The organism is Mangrovibacterium marinum, from assembly GCF_003046625.1.
GTDB lineage: Bacteria > Bacteroidota > Bacteroidia > Bacteroidales > Prolixibacteraceae > Mangrovibacterium > Mangrovibacterium marinum.
In genome coordinates this window covers 67,992-88,468 of record NZ_QAAD01000002.1, presented here as the reverse complement: position 1 = coordinate 88,468, position 20,477 = coordinate 67,992, and the positions used below count along the sequence as shown (strand labels likewise).

Sequence of the window (20,477 nt, the reverse complement as noted above, 5' to 3'; positions counted from 1 at the left end):
ACAGTGATTATTTTTAAACTTTCCCAAAGGGGTAGGGTTCTTATTCTAACAAATAAAAGAATGAAAGAGTTAAAAGTAAATTATTTCCGGCTAAAAGCGCCTAAATTTTGTGCGATAATCATATTAACTTTTTTAAGTGTAACGATTGCTCAGGCCCAGGATTACCCCACGGCGAAAGCGCAACGCGGCGACGGTATCTATTCAATTTTAAAGCGTCACGGACTGGCGCCGGGCAAATACCTGAATGCGTTTATCGCCTTGAACAAGGAGAAACTGGGGCGGAACAATGCCGTGTTCATCGGGCAGACTTATCGTTTGCCGGTTGAGGCAGGTGGCGACGACTCGCGCCAGGGGCAGACCAGTGCGCAACCGGTAGCCGCCGGCAGTTCGTCGGCTAAGGCCAGCGTGGTAAATAAGCTTTATGGCAGTAAGTACGAGCGGGTTATTATTGAAGATCACTCGCTGAAAGGGGCGGTTTATTACCTGATTAGTGGGCATGGCGGACCCGATCCGGGGGCGATAGGTCATCTGGGGAATCACTTGCTGTGTGAAGATGAGTATGCCTACGATGTTACCTTGCGCCTGTCGCGTGCCTTGGAAGAACGGGGGGCCAAAGTTTATATGATTATTCAGGATAAGGAAGACGGAATTCGTGATGAGCGAATCCTGGCGCACGATCAGAATGAGCTTTGTTACCCGGGGCGAGCGATTCCGCGCAGTCAGATGTCGCGCTTGCGGCAGCGTAAAGATGCGGTAAATAAGTTATATGTGGCGAACAAAGGCAGTTTTCAACGGCTGGTGGTTATTCATGTCGACTCCAGAAGTAAAGGTGAAAATATTGATGTGTTCTTTTATCACGATAAACGCAGTAAAACCGGCAAAAAGCTGGCTACCAACTTGCAGCAAACCTTCAAGCAAAAATACGACTATCACCAACCTAACCGGGGCTATCACGGAACAGTATCGGATCGGAATCTGTTTGTGTTGAAATACTCTTATCCGGCAGCGGTGTTTATTGAGCTGGGAAATATCAATCACAGCCGCGATCAGCAACGTTTTATGCTGGGCGACAACCGCCAGGCGCTGGCCAACTGGCTATGCGACGGTTTAATCAAAGATTTTAAAAACAATAAGTGATGCCGGTTCCGGAAGGCAAAAGTTTGATTTTGTTCGACGGATATTGTCACTTGTGCAGTGGCCTGGTTCAGTATATTCTTCGGCACGATCCGAAAGCCCGTTTCTTATTTTGTTCGCTCAACAGCCCGACAGGCCGGAAGTTAAGAGCCGATTATCAGATAGCCGATTCTGTCGATTCCGTGGTGCTCATTGAGGGTGACCAGGCCTACCTGTACGCCGATGCTGTATTTCGGATTGCTGCCGCCCTGGGCGGTGTTCATCGTATTTTCACTATTGGGCGCTTTTTGCCCCGTCGCTGGAATAAAGCGATTTATCGGTGGATCGCTGCCCGCCGATATGCCTGGTTTGGCCGGCGAAAATCGTGTTTTGTGCCGGATGCGAAGATGCAGGAGCGTTTCTTATAATCCGGAAACGCTGTTAGAGTTCAAAATCTCCCTCTTCAAATTGTTTGTATCGTGCTGCCAGGTGAGCCATCAGCTTGCTGATATGCGCTGTTGCCTGTTCGGTGCCCGGGCTGATGGGTTTCTGCTGAAGTTTTAAGAGGATGAGCCCGTAAAGCGACTGCAGGGCAACCTGAACATCGTCGGCATTCACATCGTTGCTTTTTAAGCGAAACTCATCGAGCAGCGGCTTGGCAATTTGGTACAACGATCGGTAAGCCGGGTCGGCTGTCGATTTTAACAGATTCAGGTGAAAGTCGTTCAGGTCGCTGGTCAGGTTGACAATCGCCTGAATATGGCCGCTTTGCTTCACTTGTTCTTTCTCCATCATCAATACCATGTTTTTATAGTACTGGTAAATGTCGAGTCGCGTGTTTTCGTCCACCTTGAACTGCGAAACCAGGGTTGATCCAATCTTCTCCATATCGAAATCCAAAGCGCGGAACAGATCTTCCAGCTGCCAGATATAGAGAATGTATTCAGCGATATTTGTTTTCCGTTTTTCTTTAGCAATCAGCATAATGTCAAAAAATCAGGTTTCAAATTCCAAATTTCAGGAATGAAAAGACATTCTTGAAATTTCAATAATCACGAATCAATTAAGCCTCCCAGTCGTCCCAGTTGTTGTGGTCGTCGGTTTCGAAGAAGTCGTCCAGATCGCGGCGCTCTTTTTTGGTTGGGCGGCCGGTTCCGCGGTCGCGTTGCAGGGTAAGCATGTGCTTCTGCATTTCCAGGATTTCCAGTTCCTCGGGCGGGGTGACATCTTTCATATATTCGGCCACCAGCTTGGCACCTACGCGCTTTTCAATCAAGCCCAATACTTTGAAGCTGTAGGTGACCGGCGATTTTTTGATTTGTACAATATCGCCGGTTTTAATCATCCGCGATGGCTTAACTTGTATTTTATCGACAATAATCCGCCCCTTTTTACAGGCTTCGGTGGCCTGGCTTCTGGTTTTAAAAAGCCGCACAGCCCATAACCATTTATCGATTCGTACTTGTTGTTCCATTATTTGCGTTTGTTGAATTCGTTCATTGTTCGGGCCACGCCGATGGTGCCAAAACTTTTGATGATTTCAATGCAGGTGTCAATCTTCAGGGGCAAATCCAGCGCTTCGTCTTTGCTCCATTCGCCGAGCACGTGGTTGACTTGTTGCCCGCGGTGGAAATCGTCGCCAATGCCGAAGCGCAGGCGGGCGTAGTCATTTCTCCCCAGGCATTCTTCAATGCTTTTCAGGCCGTTATGACCCGCCGAGCCCCCTTTGCCGCGCAGGCGCAAGCTGCCGAAGGGCAGTGCCAGGTCGTCGGCAAGTACCAGCAGATTTTCCGTTTTTATTTTTTCTTCCTGCATCCAGTAGCGGACAGCTTTGCCGCTAAGGTTCATGTAGGTGGTTGGCTTCAATAAAATGAAAGTCCGGGCTTTGTACGAAAACTCAGCAACCCAGCCGTAACGGCTATCGCTAAAAACAATATTGGACGCATCTGCCAGAGCGTCCAATATTTTAAACCCGATGTTATGACGGGTGTTTTCGTATTCCTTACCCGGATTTCCCAACCCGGTTATCAGATATTTCATTCTAAAATAGTATCCGTTTTAAATGCCAATTGATACGTTGCAATTATGCTTCAGAAAAAGGTTGAATTACTTTTTCTTCGGAGTAGCAGCAGCGGCAGCGGCATTCATGGCAGCACGTGCAGCACGTGTAATCATGATGGTTACAGCAGGAATTGATTTTGAATTCAGGATTTCCATGTTTTCAACCTCGATTTGACCTACTTTAATTGATTGTCCCAATTCCAGATCGTCAATTTTCAATGTAATTGAATCCGGAAGGTCTTTTGCCAAAGCTTTCACTTTCAAACGACGCAGGTTCAATTTCATTTTACCACCGGCACGCATACCTTTTGCATAACCTGTTACTTTGATCGGAACTTCAACTTTAATTGGTTTTGTTTCGTCAATCGCCAGGAAGTCAACGTGAAGCAGTTGTTCGTCAACCGGGTGCCATTGCACGTCTTGCATAATAGCAGTATACTCTTTACCTGCAATGGTCAGGTTTACCAAGTAAACGTTCGGCGTATAAACGACTTTGCGGAATTCCGCAACATCGGCCTGGAAGTGAATGGGCTCTTGGCCACCGTAAAGTACACAAGGCACTTTTTCTTCGTTTCTTAATCTCTTAGAATCTTTTTTACCAATGGCGGTTCTTAATTCGCCTGTAATCGCTACTGATTTCATTGTTGTATAAATCTAAAATTAATAATTATGGTACTCAGTCCTCCCTTTTCGGTGAAAGGGCAAACAGCATACATAACTTCATGCCGTGCGGAAAAAGCGGTGCAAAGATATAAAATTACTTGAAAAACAAGGAGCTGATAGACTCATTTTTATATACCCGCATGATGGCTTCTCCGATAGCATCGGCTACTGAGATGTATTTAATTTTTGAAGACTCTCTTTTTGGCGGAATTGAATCGGTGAAATACACTTCCTGCAATGCCGAGTTTTCGATGCGTTCGTAAGCTGGTTCGGAAAGCAATCCGTGAGCAGCAAAGGCACGAACCGAGTTAGCCCCTTCTTTCACCATCAGGCCGGCAGCTGTTGTAATGGTTCCGGCGGTATCAATCAGGTCGTCCACCAGGATGACGTCTTTATCGCGAACATCGCCGATCAGGGTCATGCTGTCGATGACGTTGGCTTTTGCGCGCGATTTGTGGCAAATAACCATATCGACGCCGAGCATTTTTGCATAGGTGTTGGCGCGTTTGGTACCACCTACGTCAGGCGAGGCGATCACAACGTCGCGCAGACCCATTTTTTTGATGAACGGAATGAACAATGCCGATGCAAAAAGATGATCAACAGGAACATTGAAGAATCCCTGAATTTGATCGGCATGCAGGTCCATGGTGATAATACGGTCGACGCCGGCCGCTGAAAGTAAGTCGGCTACCAGTTTGGCGCCGATTGAAACACGCGGTTTGTCCTTGCGATCCTGGCGGGCAAAACCAAAGTAGGGCAGCACAGCGATAATTTTGTAGGCCGATGCACGTTTGGCGGCATCAATCATCAGTAACAATTCCATCAGGTTGTCGCTGGGTGGAAAGGTTGACTGAACCAGGAAAACATGCGATCCACGGATTGTTTCTTCGAAGCAGGGCTCGAACTCTCCGTCAGCAAATACCGGGCAACTTGAGGTTCCCAAGTCGACTCCGATGCTGTTGCAAATTTTTGATGTTAAATACGTTGTGGCTGTTCCGGTGAAAATCTTAAGGGGTTTCTTGCTTCCCATATTAACGTTTTTTATTAAGTGCCTTGAAGATGGTCGCAAAGGTAAAAAAAACTTCAAATGGTCGTGTAAAAAACACGCCGCCATGCTGCATTTTTATTTGCGCATCCTCAGGCTTTTAGCTTCTCGGCGAAGCGTTAATCGATATTGTTTAATTCAGGGGCGGTTTCTGCGATAAAACCAAGGATTTCTTCTTTTCCCAATCCGCTGGTTGACGAGCTCAACAGGATGGGGGGTAATTCTTCCCAGCTTTTGAGCAACTGTTTGCGGTAATGCGCAACGTTGCTTTGCAGTTGGTTTTTCCCCAGCTTGTCGGCTTTGGTGAAGATCAGGGCAAAAGGAATTTGTTTCTCGCCCAGCCATTCGATGAACTCCACATCAATTTTTTGGGGTTCGTGGCGGCTGTCGATCAACACAAACAGGCAGTACAGGTTGGCCCGGTTAATAATGTAATCGGCAATGTAGGCCTGAAACTTGTTTTTTTGGTCTTTCGACACTTTGGCGTAGCCGTATCCGGGTAAATCGACCAGGTACCAGTTGTCGTTGATGACAAAGTGGTTGATCAGTTGCGTTTTCCCCGGGCGGCCTGAAGTCTTAGCCAGTTTTTTATGGTTGGTGATCATATTGATCAGCGACGACTTGCCTACATTCGATCGGCCGATAAAGGCAAATTCGGGCATGTTAGCCTCGGGGCACTTGTGTACGCTCGAGTTACTCATTAAAAAGCGGGCCGTTTTAACTTCCAGCATTCCTTTTGTTTAAAATTGTTTTTTTTTCTTGAGACGTGAGTCTTGAGTCTTGAGTCGTGAGACAGGAGACGTGAGTCTTGAGACAGGAGCCACGAGTGCGTTCGTTGACTCGCGACTTGTAGCTTGTAGCTTGTTACTCGTTACTCGTTACTGGTTACTGGTTGCTCGTTACTGGTAACTTGTTACTCATTACTCACGACTCATTACTCATTACTCACGACTCATTACTCTCGACTCACGACTCACGACTCACGACTCTTATAAATGGACTTCCAAAACTTTTACGTTCGGGCTGATTGGTTTCAGCTTATACTGGTGTACGGATGCCGGAACCAGAATTGTTTCGCCCAGTTTCACCGTTTCGGTGTGTGTGGGTGTGCTGATTTCGTATTCGCCTTCCACGCAGATGTAAATCACGAACGAGTCGAGACCATAGATATCTTTTTCGATGGTTTGGTCGAACTCGATGAGGCCGGTGTTGAAATAGTCGCATTTCACCACTTCGGCGCGCGCGTTCTTTTCAGCCTTGTATTCTGTTTTGTAGTTTTCGTGGTAGCTGAAGTCGATGGCATCAACGGCCCATTCGGTGTGCAGCTCGCGGCCTTTGCCGTTGGCATCCACGCGGTCGTAGTCGTAAATGCGGTAAGTGACGTCGGATGTTTGCTGAATTTCGGCCACTACAATGCCTTTGCCAATGGCGTGAACACGTCCGGCGGGCATAAAGAAAACGTCGCCTGGTTGCACTTCAACAAAGTTGAGCACGTCCATGATTTCTTTATTTTCGACCTTTTGCAGGTAGGTTTCTTTGCTGATGGGTTGGTTGAAGCCGCAGTTCAGCTTGGCGCCTTTGTCGGCTTGCAGCACGTACCACATTTCGGTTTTTCCGTAGGCCCCGTGGCGTTCCTTCGACAGTTTATCGTCGGGGTGTACCTGCACCGAGAGGTCGTCGTTGGCATCGATAAATTTAATCAGTAGCGGAAACTCAACGCTGAAGCGGTCGAATACTTTGTCGCCAACCAGGTCGCCCATGTACACTTCAATAAGCTCTTCGAGGTTGTTGCCAGCCAGGAAACCGTTGCTCACTTCGGAGATGTTTCCTTCGACGCCCGATAATTCCCAACTTTCGCCACAATTGGGCAGGTCGCCAAAATCTTTGTTCAGGACGGTTTTCAATTTTTGTCCGCCCCAGATTTTGTCGTAGTAGCGTGTTTTAAACTTTAATGGATAAAGGTTCTGCATGGATAGGTATTTATTTTGAATATGCTAAAATTCGTAGTCAACCGCGGCGCGAAGCTCGGTGTAAGCTTTCACCAGTTCGAGCACTTTGAGGTGTTCGGGGTGAACGGCGTAGACCTTCAGATCGGCCAGGCTGTTGAAATGGCTGATCAGGCAGAGGTCGTACGACTTGGCGTCCAGCTCGTGGTTGGTGCCCACTTCCAGATGTTGGAGTTCGGCGATTTTGTCTTTCAACCCGAGCAGGGCGTTTTTCAGTTGGCTTAGTTTGGCTTGTTTTTCGTCGGCCGGGAAGGCTTTGAATTTGAAAAGTACAACGTGATTAATCATGCGTGCGTTTCCTTTAAGTGATTAATTTGGCTGCGAATTTAATACTTTCAAACTAAGCAGCCATAAAGCTTGGCCAACGTTAACTAAAATATAAATGCAAGGGCTATCTTTGGTTATCAAAATTGCCGGAATATGATCATCATTGGAATTGCCGGGGGTACCGGCTCGGGAAAAACAACGGTTGTGCAAAAAATTGCCGGTCAGTTTTCGACCGACGAGGTGGCGGTGCTCTCGCAGGACTCGTACTACAAGGATAACAGCCATCTGCCGCTGGAAGAACGGCAGTTGCTCAACTTCGACCATCCCGACTCGATCGAGTTCAGCCTGCTGAGCCGCCATATTGAGCAGTTGAAGAAGGGCCAGTCGGTTGACGAGCCGCACTACTCGTACCTGACCTGCACCCGCACGGACCAAACAACCACCATTCAACCCAAACCGGTGTTGATTATTGAAGGGATTTTGATTTTGGCCAATGCCAGCCTGCGAAAACTCTTAGACATTAAAGTGTTTGTGGATTGTGACTCGGACCTGCGCCTGGCGCGCGTAATTAGGCGCGACATTGTTGAGCGCGGCCGCGATGTGCAGGAAACCCTGAAGCGCTACGAGGAAACCGTGCGCCCCAGCCACCTGCAATTTATTGAGCCCACCAAGCGCTTTGCCGACCTGATTGTGCCCGAAGGCGGCAACAACGAGGTGGCCATCCGCATTTTGACCAATTTTATCAAACAAATTCTTTAAATACGATGCTGAATAATCTGAATATTGAAGATGTGCTGTTTCTGGACATCGAAACCGTGCCACAGTACCCTGTTTTTGCCGATGTGCCCGAGAAGTTTCGGGAGCTGTGGGAGAAAAAATCGACCTATTTCAGAAACGACGAGCAGACCGCAGCCGATGTGTACGAGCGCGCCGGTATTTACGCCGAGTTTGGGCGCATTGTGTGCATATCGGTGGGCTATGTGGTGCAAAAGAAGGGCGAGCGCTACTACCGGGTGAAGTCGTTTTACGATGATGATGAACGCAAGCTGCTGGCCGATTTCAACAATATGCTCGACCGCTTTACCGCGCATCCGGGCAAGTGCCTGTGTGCCCATAACGGGCAGGAGTTCGACTATCCGTACATTGCGCGACGCACGCTGATTAACCGCTTGCGGCTTCCGGCTATTCTGAATATTGCCGGCATGAAACCCTGGGATGTGAAGGACAAGCTGATGGACACCCTGCAACTGTGGAAGTTTGGCGATTATAAAAATTATACCTCGCTGAGTGTGTTGTGTGCCGCCTTCGACATTCCCACCCCCAAGGACGATATTGATGGCAGCCAGGTGGCCGGCGTTTATTACGGCGAAAACGATATCGACCGCATTGTGCGCTACTGCGAGAAGGATACCCTGGCGGTGGCTAACCTGCTGTTGCGCTTCCGTGGCGAGGAAATTATCCCGATGGATCAGATGGAGATTGTGCCCTAAGTGGGCGCGCCCGATAGAGTGCCCGAGCCTGGCCGGCTGCCGGCTATTGGGGAGCTCCCGGGCCGGGTGGGGCTTCGTTGAGCTCTGGTGGAGCTTCGTTGAATGCAGGTGGGACTTCCGTAAGTTCTGGTGGAGCCCCCGTAAGTTCTGGTGGGATGTCCGTGAACTCTGGTGGAACCTCCGTAAGTTCAGGTGGGGCTTTGTTGAACGCAGGTGGAGCCTTGTTGAATACAGGTGGAGCTTCCGTAAGTTCTGGTGGGACGTCCGTAAAACCTGGTGGAACTTCCGTGAGTTCTGGTGGAAGCTCCGTGAGCCCGGGTGGAGCTCCCGTAAGTTCGGCCCGATGCTGTTGTGGGGCTAGTATTTCATGGCCCGGTCGATGTCGCGCTTGGCATCTTTCGACTTGAGGCTTTCGCGTTTGTCGTGCAGCTTTTTCCCGCGCGCCAGACCAACTTCGAGCTTGGCCAGTCCGCGGTCGTTCATAAACAGTCGCAGCGGAACAATGGTGAAACCGCTTTCCTTGATCTTCTTTTGCAGTTTTTCCAGTTCTTTTTTATTCAGCAGCAACTTGCGGTCGCGGCGGGCTTCGTGGTTGTTAATATTTCCGAAGTCGTACTCCGAAATATTCATGTTCACCACCCACAGCTCGCTGCCCTGAAAGCGGCAATAAGCCTCCACAATGCTAGCTTTGCTGTTGCGGATCGATTTAATTTCGGTGCCCACCAATTGCAGGCCGGCTACAAACTTTTCCAGAATTTCGTATTCGAAATAGGCCCGTTTGTTTTTGATATTGATATTTGCTGATTTATGCGCCATAGGGGAAGAATGCCTGAAAAATTTTCCAACTAATCCAATTGATTGTACCGAAAATCAGCACAATCAGTAATAGTGCGAGAAGAATAAACCGGGCCTGTTCGTTTTTCGGAATTTCGAGGCAGGTTTGAGCTCCGGTTATAAATAAATAGAAGCCATACAGGCCTGCGATGCCCAGCACATAAAGTCCGGGGAACAAGCCGATGATGGTTGAGGCTGCCAAAAAGGGCAGCAGCGAGTAGGCCAGTACCGAGTCGAGACATTTTTTATTGCCGGTACCTTTATGGTTCTGAAGCAGACGAAACAGCACCGCCGCAGCAACAAAATACTGAAGCAGGTAGCTCACAGCCTCGCGCAGGCCCTTCAGCAGGGCGTACGACAGCAGCGGTTCGCTTTTCCACAGCAGCTCGCCCAAAAAAACGGCCAGCCCAACCAGAACGGTTAAGGGTAGAAAAAAAGAACCAACAACGGGTTTGGAGAAACCCTTTGCCAATTTGATTTTCCAAAAGTCCTTGGGAGCCGTGAGCAGCGACCACGATTCGAGAAACAGCCAATTCAATTGTGCTTTAAAATCCATATTCGTTTACTTTGCGTTACAAAAATACATTATTTTGCAAATCTCAAAATTGAATCCTTATGTCTGCTACCAAATATCAAATGCTCGCTATTGTTGGCCCTACGGCCTCGGGAAAAACCACCGTGGCAGCTCATGCTGCTCAATTGCTTGACGGGGAGGTTATTTCGGGCGACTCGCGGCAGGTGTACCGGGGCATGGACCTGGGAACCGGCAAGGATTATGAAGATTATGTGATCGACGGGCAGCCCATTGCTTATCACCTGATCGACATTAAGGAGGCCGGTTACGAATACAATGTGTACGAGTATCAGCAGGATTTTCTGCAAGCTTATGCCGATGTGCGCCAACGCGGAAAGTTTCCGGTTTTGTGCGGCGGCAGCGGTTTGTATGTCGAAGCGGTGCTGAAAAATTATAAGCTGATACAGGTGCCGCCCGATCCGGCCCGGCGCGCTGAGCTGGAGACCAAAGAGCTGGCGGAGCTGACCGAAATACTGAAGGCCCTGAAAGAAGATTTGCACAATACCACCGATGTGGAAACCAAAAAGCGGGCAATCCGGGCCATCGAAATTGAACGCTATTTGAAAGATCACCCCGAGATTGACCGCTCGATGCCCGACATTAACAGCCTGGTGGTGGGGGTGAAGTTCGACCGCTTAAGCCGGCGCCGGCGCATTACCGAACGCCTGAAGCAACGCCTCGATGCGGGCATGCTCGACGAGGTGCAGGCCCTGCTCGATGGCGGCTTAACACCCGAACAGCTGACCTACTACGGCCTCGAGTACAAATACCTGACCCTGCACCTGGTGGGAGAGCTAACCTATAACGAAATGTTCAAGGGGCTCGAAACGGCCATCCACCAGTTTGCCAAGCGCCAGATGACCTGGTTCCGCCGTATGGAACGGCAGGGCACGCCTATCCACTGGCTCGATGGCTATATGCCGCTGCCCGAAAAGCTGGAGCGCATTCAGGATTGGTTGAACGGCTAAGCGACAGTCGTTGTGCTTTGCGGCCTGCTGAAATTAGTTCAGCATCTGGCCGCTGCTATTGGCAGCACCCGGTGCAGCTCCTCCATCTCCGGCGGGGGGCATCAGTCCTTCTTCTTCCAAATAATTTCGAAGGTGCTTAGCTCGGCGTCGTCGTCTTTTCGCACAATGGTCGAGCGGTATTTTTCGTCGTCCACCCAATCTTTCACCACGGCCAGCTGATCGCCCGGGAGACCTTCTTTCAGGTAGTTCATCTCGATGGTGGCCGGCGTGTAGGCATTCTGAAACTCGATGCCGTAGTCGTCCAGCACACGCTCCAGCGCCTTCACACTGTTAAAATGATGGTTCACATCGATGTCGCTGTGTTTGACCGGCACGTAACTGAGCTCGCTTTTGTCCACCTTGTGGCGCAGTCGCTTGGGCTCGCGGCAGATGCCACTGCCGGTAAAGCGGGGGAAGGTCTCTTTTTGGTCGCGCAGCCGAACGATTTTCTTACTCTCTGTATCCAGGATCAGCCAGGCCGAGTTGGCCGTCAGGATGGTGTCGCCGTTTTCGGCTGTCAGCATAAACTCGCGGTAGGCGTACATGCCATCGGTGCCCGCCGACCAGGTGTTCAGCGTGATGGTGTCCTGCCAACGGGGCAGCCGCCCTATTTCGACATACATGCGCGAAAGCACCCAGAACATGTTGTGTTTCTGCAGCAGGTCGTAACCCCAGTCCAGCGTTTGCGCATGTGCCCAGGCCGCCTCCAGCAGGTGGTTCACAATGGCGGGTACCGTTGCTTCGGCAAATTGGTTGGTTTGGTAGGAAGGAATCTGAATCGTTTGAGTGTATTTTTCCATCGGACGATTGTTTTGTTGTTTGTGCGGTGTGCGAGGGGTGGCTATTGTCGGAAATTGGCTTCCGGTCAGTCGGCTCGGTTTCGCATAATCAGTATGAAGTTTTTTAAACTTTTTGCACAAAAGTATTGTTCAGCTTTGAAAATAAATCAGCAATAGCCATTTTTGCGCAAATTTTTTTTCATGAGCGATATTATTATAAAGACCCCCGAACAGATTGAAGGTATTCGTAAAAGTAGTCAACTGGCCGCTAAAGCGCTGGTTATGATCGAAGAATATGTGAAGGAAGGGGTCAGTACCGAGTATTTGGATAACTTGATCAGTCAGTTTATTAAAGACAATGGCGCGATATCGGCGACCTTAGGGTATCACGGTTATCCGAAATCGTCCTGTATATCACTCAATGAAGTGGTCTGTCACGGTATCCCCAGTAAGAAAACCATCCTTAAGCCGGGCGATATCCTGAATATCGATGTGACAACCATCCTCGACGGATATTACGGCGACACCAGCCGCATGTATACCGTTGGGCAAATTAGTCCGGCCGCGCAAAAACTGGTCGATGCGGCTAAACATTCGCTCGACTTGGGCATCCAGCAGGTGCGTCCCGGCAATCATTTCGGAAACATTGGCTTTGTGATTGGCCGTTACGCCAAGGCGCAAAAATTCAGCGTGGTGTTCGAGTTTTGCGGTCACGGGGTAGGCATCGACTTTCACGAGTCGCCACAGGTCGACCATATTGCCCGCCGCAACTCCGGGCCCATCATGGCTCCCGGAATGACCTTTACCATTGAACCGATGATCAACCAAGGCCGTGCAACCTGCAAGGTGGATAAATACGACGGCTGGACTGCCCGCACCAGCGATGGCAAGCTCTCGGCCCAATTTGAACATACGATTTTGGTTACGGCCGACGGTTATGAAGTATTGACCGATGTTTCGGGCGAATATTAAATTCAAATAATTTTATTTTCACGAACTGCTGGTTCCCCTAAATGCCTTAACTTAGCTTGAAAAACTAAGGGGATACAAACACGTGACGAAATTCAAGCAGTTTCTTTATTATTTGGTTTCAAATGCCGATTTGAGTTCCTACGAAAGTTTCGAGGATAAGAAGAAAAGCTTTTTGCTCTATCTTTTTTCTTATTTTTTCGTTACCCTCATGCTCGGCTTTATGATCTATAATGCGCTGTCGGGCGATTTTGGATTTTTAATCGCCAACTCCATTGCCTTGGTGGTTAGTTCGCTGCTCTACTATTTGTTTAAAGAAAAAAAGATGCTCCACTTTGTGACAACCTTTTTTGTTGTCACCATCATGTTGTTGACTACTTTTTTCGCGCAAACAGGCGGTATTGACCGTACCGGACTTTATTTTACGATTTTAATTCCCCTGCCAACCATCTTGCTGGTAGGGCGTCGCAAGGGCTTGCTGCTCCTGCTTACCTTTGTTACGGTCAACCTGCTGGGCTTTATCCTTTTTGCCGATCTCGATTGGTATCCGCATTATAATATGGACAACGGCGGCCGTTTGGGCATCATCTTTTTTCTGATCACCCTGATGGCTTATGCCAACGAATATGCCTTCGATTTTTTGTACCGCCGAATTGAAAAGCTCTCGGAATCCTTGGTGCAAAGCCAGCAGGGCTTTAAGGATTTGGCAGTCAGTAAGGAGCGTTTTGTGTCGCTGATATCGAATAATTTGAGTGACCACATTGGCGGTTTTGCAGGCATCGCCAACTTGCTGAACGATGAGTACGATGAACTGGATGAAAAGCATAAGCGAGACCTGATCCGAAGTCTGGCCAATTTCTCGCAGCAGAATTACCGTTTGCTGGGCGATCTGATGAAATGGTCGACCAGCCAAACCGGAACCATCAGCTACCAGCCCCGGGCTGTTAAGGTTGAGAAAATCTACCGCGATGTGGTTGAGCTGTACCACCCTCAGATTGAAGATAAAAAGCTTTCCTTTTTCCTGAAAATGAAAAGTAACTCCGAAGTTTATGCCGATGTGGATATGGCCGGGGCAATTTTGAGAATCTTTGTGTCGAATGCCATCAAGTTTTCGCGCGAGGGAGGCGAGGTGCGGATTTCAGCCGAGGAAGAAGGCGACGATATGCGGATCACCGTCTCGGACAAAGGCGTTGGCATGTCGGAGGAAAACCTGCTGCGCGCCAATTCATCGGTTCCGTTTTCAAACCCGGGCAGCCTCAATGAACCAGGTGTGGGGATTGGCCTTATTCTGGCCAAAGAGTTTCTGCAAAAGAACAAGGGAACTTTTTTCATCGAAAGCACTTTAGGCCTCGGTACGGTGGTGAGTTTCACCCTGCCACTTGTTGAATAGCATGCCTGCATGGGCTTCAGGGAACCTCCAATTCTGTATTTTTTGATGTATTTTAGTATTCGCGCAGGCTGCTTATCGCTTATCTTTGCGGCCGGAAATTGGAGCATGTTGCCATGCCGCAATTCTGATGATTATTCTGAATGAAGCACCGTTTGAGTAATCTTTGACAGGCCTGTCGTGGTGTTGAGATTATAGATTGACAGGGAATTGGAGTTGTTGGTTTTAAATTGAAACGAAACAAAGGCTTCTTCCCGTTTTTTTAATATCTTGCGCCTGTTTTGGCCATTATGAAGAACACGTAAACTAAGTATATTAAAACACAAATAATGAATCCTCAAGCTGAAGAGTTAAACATCGTCATTCGCGAGAAAAATCCGGTTGTATATGAAATGCTTTCGGAACGCGGTAAAAATATCTTCTTTCCTAAAAAAGGTATTCTCGGTCAGACAGCAGAGGCCAAAGGTGTCCGGATTAACGCAACGATTGGCGCTGCGGTGGAGGACAATGGTACGCCGATGCGACTGGAGAGTCTCGAAAATAAAATCGGACTCGATCCGTCACTGGTTTTTCCTTATGCACCAAGTTTTGGTCGTCCCGATATTCGGGCTAAATGGAGAAGCATGATCTACGAAAAAAACCCTCGGCTTGCAGATAAGTTGGTTAGCTTGCCGGTGGTTACCAATGCCTTGACCCACGGGGTGAGCATGGCCGGTTATATGTTTGTTGAACAGGGCGACAAGGTGATTGTGCCCGATTTGTTCTGGGGAAACTATAACCTGATTTTAAGCCACGGATATGGTGCGGAGCTTCAAAAATACAAGTTGTTCGAAGGGGGACAGCTGGATCTTGTCGCTTTAAAAGCCAGCCTTGAGGAAGGTGGTATCGGCAAGAAGGTGATGATCCTGAACTTCCCCAACAACCCAACCGGCTACTCGCCAACAGTTGCCGAAGCAGAGCAGATGGCCGCGATTATTAAAGAATCGGCCGGGAAAGGCAACAAGATTGTTGTGCTTTGCGACGACGCTTATTTTGGCTTGGTTTACGAAACCGGCATTGAAACACAAAGTATTTTTACCTACCTGAACGATCTGCACGAGAACGTGCTGGCTGTAAAAATCGATGGTCCAACCAAAGAAGATTATGTGTGGGGATTCCGCGTTGGTTTCATCACTTACGGCATTAAAGGTGGCGATGCTGATTTTTATACCGCCATGGAGGCTAAGACCGCCGGTGCTGTGCGCGGGAATATCTCCAACTCGGCCAATATTTCGCAATCCTTGTTGTTTGCAGCCTTCGAAGATCCGGCATACAAAGCACAGAAAGCGGATAAGTACGCGATTATGAAAAAGCGTTACGATGCGGTGAAAGAAGCCCTGAAAGATGATAAGTATCAGGAGTGTTTCACTGCCTTGCCCTATAACTCGGGCTATTTTATGTGCGTGAAGTTAGCCGATGGTCTGGATGGTGAAACAATCCGCAAAATCCTGATTGAGAAATACAGTATTGGCATTATCAACCTGAACAATGTTATTCGTGTGGCCTTCTCGGCCATGGCGGCAGGCGATGCCAAGGAGTTGTTCGAGGGGATTTACCATGCTTGCCTCGACTCGAAAAAGTAATTGAAATAATTCAAATTGAATACATCCGGCTTGCCGGAATAGCGTATGGATGATTGACCCGGTGGCGAAGCTATCGGGTCAATTTTTTTTCTGTGAAAGTCTTACTCCGCAGAGGTGCTAACGCGCCATGTCAATAACTTGTTTTGATTAGAAGTGGAACGACAACCCGACAACTTTTGAAAACAACGACAACAGCATCGTCGAAAATAGTAAACTTTCATCCCTTTTGCTGATTCCCCGGAATCATGAAGGTTTTTTCGGCAGGGGCTGATAAACCTTGGGAGGGCAGGCGACAAGCCGAAGGATGGAAGAGTCGGCTCGGGTTGCAAATGTTATCGCAGCGGTGGTCCCCCCGAAAAACCGGACCGCGATTCCTATAAGCGTTGTAAATTGTACACCATAAAGAAGAGCATCAGTCCGAAGGGCACCAGAATAAGGTTGGGGATTTTGGCAAAGGATGATTTGATCCCGTTCAAAACCAAGCCAATTAGGGCAATACCTCCGCAGATTGTCAGCCCCAGGAAAAAGCGCAGCGCCTGGGCTTCCGGTGGTGCGGGCACGCCTGCTGTTGCTTCCGGAACAAGGATGATATCGGTTTTCATCACCCAGAAGGAAAAAATGGCTAACACAACAAAGAGTGCTTGCCCGGCAAGCTGCATCCACCGCTTTTTTTCGATCCAGGAAAAAATAATGGCGGCCAGAGCCAAAAACAGGGCCCATTGCGAGCTGGTGGTCAAAGTCAAAAATAGTTGTCGATCCATGGGATAAGCTTTTGAGGCAAATGTGTTAATTTTTTAGTAAAGTTAAAAATGAAATCCGTATGGCTGTTTTGTGTAATTTTGCCCTTCAAAATAATATTTTAAAGCTATGATAATAAACATTGATCCGAATGCCAAGGGGCTGATTTTTGATTTAGACGGGACGATTTCGGATACGATGCCAATCCACTTTGTGGCCTGGCGCAATGCGGCAGCACGCTACGGAATCGACTTTACCGTGGAGTTGTTTGATCAGTTGGCCGGAATTCCGCTTTACCCAACGGTGGAGAAGCTGAATGAATTGTTTGGAACCAAGATTGACCCGCAGGAGATGGGCGATGCCAAAGAGGCCGAGTACGAGGCCAATATGCACCTGGCACAACCGATTGAGCCGGTTGTCGATATCATTAAAAAATACCACGGACAGCTGCCCATGGCAGTGGGAACCGGTGGATTGAAACGCCTGGCGAAGAAGTCGCTGGAGCTGATCGGGCTGGATCAATATTTTGACATTATTGTGGCCTACGAGGATGTGAACAACTATAAACCGCATCCGGAGACTTTTTTGCGCTGTGCCGAGCAGATGGGCGTTGAGCCTGCTGCCTGCCAGGTGTTCGAAGATGGGGTGCTGGGCATGCAAGCTGCACGCACCGCAGGAATGATGGTTACTGATGTGACCAAATATTACGAAGTAACAACGGGTAAATAATTAATTCATCGGGTTATGGCAAAATACGGACTTGTTGTGGCGCTTGTTGTGCTGTTTGTTTCTTGTCGCACGGCTAAGGATGCCAAGCGTCTGACGGTGGTGAGCTATAATGTTGAAAATTTGTTCGACACGGTTGACGATCCGCAAACGAACGACAACGAATTTCTGCCCACAGCTAAGAAGAAATGGACGCCGGAGCGCTATCAGAAGAAGCTGGATGATCTTGCCCGTGTGCTTGCCGATATTAGTCCCGACGATTTGCCTGAAATTATTGGCTTGGCTGAAGTGGAGAACCAACAAGTGTTGGACGATTTGGTGAACACCAAAGCCTTGGCTCCGGGGCAATACAAAATTGCCCATCGTGAAAGTCCCGATAAGCGTGGTATCGATGTGGCCTTGCTCTACCGGCCCGCTACCTTTAAGCTGGGCGGCTACCAGGCCATTGCCGTTGATCCGGGCTTTGCCACCCGCGATATTCTGCATGTGTGGGGGAAATTCCGGAACGAGAGCTTTCACTTTTTTGTGAACCACTGGCCATCGCGCATTGGCGGGCTCGGGAAAACAGAAGCAGCCCGGGTGATCGCTGCCGAAACCTTGAAGAAGAAGGTCGATCAGCTTGTTGCCGACGATCCAGATGCGTGCATCGTGATTATGGGCGATATGAATGATGAACCATTCAATAAAAGTTTGCGTTTGGTATTGGGAGCTGGCAGCCCGGGAGCCGGTTCTGATTTGGTGAACCTGATGGCGCCTTTGGCCGAAGCCGGGCAGGGGACGTATAATTATCGCGGAAAATGGAATATGCTCGATAATCTGGTTGTTTCATCCAACTTGCTGGATGAAAAAGGCTATCGGTTAAGTTCGCCAGCTGGTGTGGTGTTTCGCGAAAGCTGGATGGAACATACCAATGCCAAGGGCGAGGTTTCGCCTAACCGAACCTACGGAGGCCCCAACTATTACGGTGGTGTGTCCGATCATTTTCCGGTTTACCTGACCTTGGAACGCTAAGCCGAGCTAAATATAAGAGGAAAAGTTTTGTTATGAAGCAGTTGAAAGTTGTTGCACCTTATAAACCGATGGGAGACCAGCCCACAGCGATTAAACAAATTGCTGAGGGGATTGAGCAGGGCGTTCCGTTTCAGACCTTGCTGGGGGTTACCGGCTCGGGCAAAACCTTTACCATGGCCAACGTCATCGAAAAGGTGCAGCGGCCAACCTTAATACTGAGCCATAACAAGACCCTGGCAGCCCAGCTGTATGGCGAGATGAAACAGTTCTTTCCGGATAATGCCGTTGAGTATTTTGTTTCTTACTACGACTATTACCAGCCCGAAGCTTATCTGCCCACAACGGATACCTACATCGAGAAAGACCTTTCGATTAACAAGGATATTGAGAAATTACGCTTAAGTGCTACGTCAGCCTTATTGTCGGGGCGGCGCGATGTGGTGGTGGTTTCGTCGGTGTCGTGTTTGTACGGTATCGGTAACCCGCAGGACTTTCATGCCAATGTTACCGAGGTGAAGGTGGGCCAAACCATCAACCGCAACCAGGTGTTGCATCAGTTGGTTGATGCTTTATACTCGCGCAATGAGGCCGATTTTCAGCGCGGCAATTTCCGGGTGAAAGGAGATACGGTCGACATTTTTCTGGCCTACGACGATAAGGCGGTGCGCCTGGTGTTTTGGGGCGACGAGATTGAGGAAATATGCAGTTTCGATCCGGTGGATGGAACTATCATCGAAAAGCTGGATGAAACCATCATCTATCCGGCCAATATTTTTGTGACTACCAAAGAGCGTATGCAAGCCGCTATCCGCGAAATACAGGATGATTTGGTGAAGCAGGTTGAGTTTTTCCGCGAGATTGGAAAGACACAGGAAGCCAAACGCATTGAAGAGCGCGTTGAGTTTGACCTGGAGATGATGCGGGAACTTGGTTATTGCCCCGGTGTGGAGAACTACTCTCGCTATTTTGATGGTCGGGATGCCGGCTCCCGTCCTTTCTGTTTAATGGATTATTTCCCCGACGATTTTCTGGTCATCCTGGACGAGAGCCATGTTACGGTTCCGCAAATACGTGCGATGTACGGAGGCGATCACTCCCGAAAAGTAAATCTGGTGGAATACGGCTTTCGCCTGCCGGCAGCGATCGACAACCGGCCGCTGAAATTCGAGGAGTTTGAGAGCATTGTCAACCAGGTGTTGTTTGTCAGTGCTACGCCGGCCGACTACGAGCTGGAACGATCGGAAGGGGTGGTGGCCGAGCAGGTGATTCGCCCAACAGGCTTGCTGGATCCGGTGATTGAGGTGCGGCCGTCGGAAAATCAGATTGATGATCTGATGAATGAGATTCACCAGCGTATTGAGAAAAATGAACGGGTGCTGGTTACGACTCTAACCAAGCGCATGTCTGAAGAGCTGAGCAAGTATTTGCTGAATATGGGCATCAAAACCCGTTATATTCACTCCGATATCGACACCCTGGAGCGCATCGAAATTATGGAAGATCTGCGCAAAGGCGTCTTCAATGTCCTGGTGGGGATTAACCTGCTTCGGGAAGGGCTCGACTTGCCCGAGGTATCCTTGGTGGCTATTATCGATGCCGACAAGGAGGGTTTCCTGCGTTCGGAACGTTCGTTGACGCAGACCGCCGGCCGGGCAGCCCGGAATGTGAACGGGCGGGTAATTATGTATGCCGACAAAATCACCGATTCGATGCAGAAGACCATTGACTCGACCAATTACCGCCGCAGCAAACAGATGCGCTACAACGAGGAGAATGGTATTACTCCTCAGCCGATTGTAAAAGCCACGCGCGAAATTATTGGTTACGAATACCGCAGCAATAAGCAGCAGGCTTACCAGCAGGAGGAACGGCCGGCCGATGTGGCTGCCGACCCGGTGGTGGCCATGATGAGTGCTCCGGCGTTGGAGAAAGCCATTGCCAAAACCAAAAAGGAAATGGAAGCGGCCGCCAAAGAGCTCGATTTTATTGAGGCAGCCCGCTTGCGCGACGAGATGTACCGTTTGCAGGAAATTCTCAAAGGCAAGTCCTGATCAATCAAGCCGTTTAAATTTCAAATAATCATTAAACGGTCGCGTTTATCCTTGCACAGTGACGGGAGTTCTTTATTTTTGGCGGCTTGTTCAGAAAATATATCCCTTTTTCGGACCTCTTGTATGCCGGA

General features: G+C 49.0%; 23 protein-coding genes. 11 read left to right on the top strand and 12 right to left on the bottom strand.

Annotated elements, in window-relative coordinates:
• The first annotated feature begins 60 nt into the window (after window positions 1-60).
• Window positions 61-1,137 (top strand): N-acetylmuramoyl-L-alanine amidase family protein, encoded by a 1,077-nt coding sequence (locus tag C8N47_RS02195; RefSeq protein WP_107820888.1) that lies wholly within the window; start codon window positions 61-63, stop codon window positions 1,135-1,137.
• The gene (locus C8N47_RS02190) at window positions 1,137-1,541 is read left to right on the top strand and encodes a thiol-disulfide oxidoreductase DCC family protein (RefSeq protein ID WP_107820887.1); all 405 of its coding nucleotides are present in this window, start codon (window positions 1,137-1,139) and stop codon (window positions 1,539-1,541) included. Before C8N47_RS02195 ends, C8N47_RS02190 begins: the two co-directional genes overlap by 1 nt.
• Before the next feature lie 13 nt (window positions 1,542-1,554).
• Here C8N47_RS02190 and C8N47_RS02185 read toward each other — a convergent pair whose 3' ends face one another.
• The 8 genes from C8N47_RS02185 to C8N47_RS02150 form a co-directional block, all read right to left on the bottom strand.
• Window positions 1,555-2,097, bottom strand: a complete 543-nt coding sequence (locus C8N47_RS02185) for a DUF4924 family protein (RefSeq protein WP_107820886.1) — start codon at window positions 2,095-2,097, stop codon at window positions 1,555-1,557.
• A 79-nt stretch (window positions 2,098-2,176) separates the two neighbouring features.
• The gene (locus C8N47_RS02180; protein WP_107820885.1) at window positions 2,177-2,587 is read right to left on the bottom strand and encodes an RNA-binding S4 domain-containing protein; all 411 of its coding nucleotides are present in this window, start codon (window positions 2,585-2,587) and stop codon (window positions 2,177-2,179) included.
• Window positions 2,587-3,153, bottom strand: coding sequence for an aminoacyl-tRNA hydrolase (gene pth / locus C8N47_RS02175; protein WP_107820884.1), 567 nt, complete (start codon window positions 3,151-3,153; stop codon window positions 2,587-2,589). Before pth ends, C8N47_RS02180 begins: the two co-directional genes overlap by 1 nt.
• A 66-nt stretch (window positions 3,154-3,219) precedes the next feature.
• Window positions 3,220-3,816, bottom strand: a complete 597-nt coding sequence (locus C8N47_RS02170; protein WP_107820883.1) for a 50S ribosomal protein L25/general stress protein Ctc — start codon at window positions 3,814-3,816, stop codon at window positions 3,220-3,222.
• A gap of 115 nt (window positions 3,817-3,931) precedes the next feature.
• Entirely contained in the window at window positions 3,932-4,870 is a 939-nt protein-coding gene (locus C8N47_RS02165) for a ribose-phosphate pyrophosphokinase (protein ID WP_107820882.1), read from the bottom strand.
• Between the two features lie 134 nt (window positions 4,871-5,004).
• Window positions 5,005-5,616: a ribosome biogenesis GTP-binding protein YihA/YsxC gene (yihA, locus tag C8N47_RS02160; protein ID WP_107820881.1), complete on the bottom strand. Its 612-nt coding sequence runs from the start codon at window positions 5,614-5,616 to the stop codon at window positions 5,005-5,007.
• 258 nt (window positions 5,617-5,874) lie between these two features.
• Window positions 5,875-6,855, bottom strand: a complete 981-nt coding sequence (locus C8N47_RS02155; protein WP_107820880.1) for a type I phosphomannose isomerase catalytic subunit — start codon at window positions 6,853-6,855, stop codon at window positions 5,875-5,877.
• 24 nt (window positions 6,856-6,879) lie between these two features.
• Window positions 6,880-7,179: a Dabb family protein gene (locus tag C8N47_RS02150; RefSeq protein ID WP_107820879.1), complete on the bottom strand. Its 300-nt coding sequence runs from the start codon at window positions 7,177-7,179 to the stop codon at window positions 6,880-6,882.
• 132 nt (window positions 7,180-7,311) lie between these two features.
• On the opposite strand from C8N47_RS02150, the gene udk reads away from it, so the two are divergent.
• Window positions 7,312-7,917, top strand: coding sequence for a uridine kinase (gene udk, locus C8N47_RS02145; RefSeq protein WP_107820878.1), 606 nt, complete (start codon window positions 7,312-7,314; stop codon window positions 7,915-7,917).
• A gap of 5 nt (window positions 7,918-7,922) precedes the next feature.
• Window positions 7,923-8,648, top strand: coding sequence for a ribonuclease H-like domain-containing protein (locus C8N47_RS02140; protein WP_107820877.1), 726 nt, complete (start codon window positions 7,923-7,925; stop codon window positions 8,646-8,648).
• 357 nt (window positions 8,649-9,005) lie between these two features.
• Here the strand turns inward: C8N47_RS02140 and smpB are convergent, their stop codons facing one another.
• Together smpB and C8N47_RS02125 are read right to left on the bottom strand one after the other, a co-directional pair.
• A complete protein-coding gene (smpB, locus tag C8N47_RS02130; RefSeq protein WP_107820875.1) occupies window positions 9,006-9,464 on the bottom strand; it encodes an SsrA-binding protein SmpB in 459 nt (152 codons plus the stop codon).
• Window positions 9,454-10,038 (bottom strand): YIP1 family protein, encoded by a 585-nt coding sequence (locus C8N47_RS02125; RefSeq protein WP_107820874.1) that lies wholly within the window; start codon window positions 10,036-10,038, stop codon window positions 9,454-9,456. Before C8N47_RS02125 ends, smpB begins: the two co-directional genes overlap by 11 nt.
• Window positions 10,039-10,097: 59 nt before the next feature.
• Here C8N47_RS02125 and miaA point away from each other — a divergent pair, with 59 nt between their 5' ends.
• Entirely contained in the window at window positions 10,098-11,024 is a 927-nt protein-coding gene (gene miaA, locus C8N47_RS02120; protein WP_107820873.1) for a tRNA (adenosine(37)-N6)-dimethylallyltransferase MiaA, read from the top strand.
• A gap of 101 nt (window positions 11,025-11,125) precedes the next feature.
• Here miaA and C8N47_RS02115 read toward each other — a convergent pair whose 3' ends face one another.
• The gene (locus tag C8N47_RS02115) at window positions 11,126-11,863 is read right to left on the bottom strand and encodes an acyl-[acyl-carrier-protein] thioesterase (protein WP_146161411.1); all 738 of its coding nucleotides are present in this window, start codon (window positions 11,861-11,863) and stop codon (window positions 11,126-11,128) included.
• A 180-nt stretch (window positions 11,864-12,043) separates the two neighbouring features.
• Between C8N47_RS02115 and map the strand changes: the two genes are divergently transcribed.
• The 3 genes from map to C8N47_RS02100 all read left to right on the top strand — a co-directional run bounded on the left by map (window position 12,044) and on the right by C8N47_RS02100 (window position 15,820).
• A complete protein-coding gene (map, locus tag C8N47_RS02110) occupies window positions 12,044-12,814 on the top strand; it encodes a type I methionyl aminopeptidase (RefSeq protein WP_107821092.1) in 771 nt (256 codons plus the stop codon).
• Window positions 12,815-12,896: 82 nt separating this feature from the next.
• Entirely contained in the window at window positions 12,897-14,201 is a 1,305-nt protein-coding gene (locus C8N47_RS02105) for a sensor histidine kinase (protein ID WP_107820871.1), read from the top strand.
• Between the two features lie 326 nt (window positions 14,202-14,527).
• Window positions 14,528-15,820 carry an aminotransferase class I/II-fold pyridoxal phosphate-dependent enzyme gene (locus tag C8N47_RS02100; RefSeq protein WP_107820870.1) on the top strand — a complete coding sequence of 431 codons (1,293 nt, stop codon included), beginning with the start codon at window positions 14,528-14,530 and terminating at the stop codon, window positions 15,818-15,820.
• Between the two features lie 374 nt (window positions 15,821-16,194).
• Here the strand turns inward: C8N47_RS02100 and C8N47_RS02095 are convergent, their stop codons facing one another.
• Complete coding sequence (locus tag C8N47_RS02095) at window positions 16,195-16,581, bottom strand: hypothetical protein (protein ID WP_146161410.1); 387 nt, start codon at window positions 16,579-16,581, stop codon at window positions 16,195-16,197.
• A 106-nt stretch (window positions 16,582-16,687) separates the two neighbouring features.
• On the opposite strand from C8N47_RS02095, the gene C8N47_RS02090 reads away from it, so the two are divergent.
• The 3 genes from C8N47_RS02090 to uvrB are packed head-to-tail and all read left to right on the top strand — an operon-like array spanning window position 16,688 to window position 20,346.
• Complete coding sequence (locus C8N47_RS02090; RefSeq protein WP_107820868.1) at window positions 16,688-17,287, top strand: HAD family hydrolase; 600 nt, start codon at window positions 16,688-16,690, stop codon at window positions 17,285-17,287.
• Between the two features lie 15 nt (window positions 17,288-17,302).
• On the top strand, window positions 17,303-18,295 hold the full coding sequence (locus tag C8N47_RS02085; protein WP_107820867.1) for an endonuclease/exonuclease/phosphatase family protein: 993 nt from the start codon (window positions 17,303-17,305) through the stop codon (window positions 18,293-18,295).
• A gap of 32 nt (window positions 18,296-18,327) precedes the next feature.
• Entirely contained in the window at window positions 18,328-20,346 is a 2,019-nt protein-coding gene (uvrB, locus tag C8N47_RS02080) for an excinuclease ABC subunit UvrB (protein WP_107820866.1), read from the top strand.
• Window positions 20,347-20,477 lie beyond the last annotated feature (131 nt).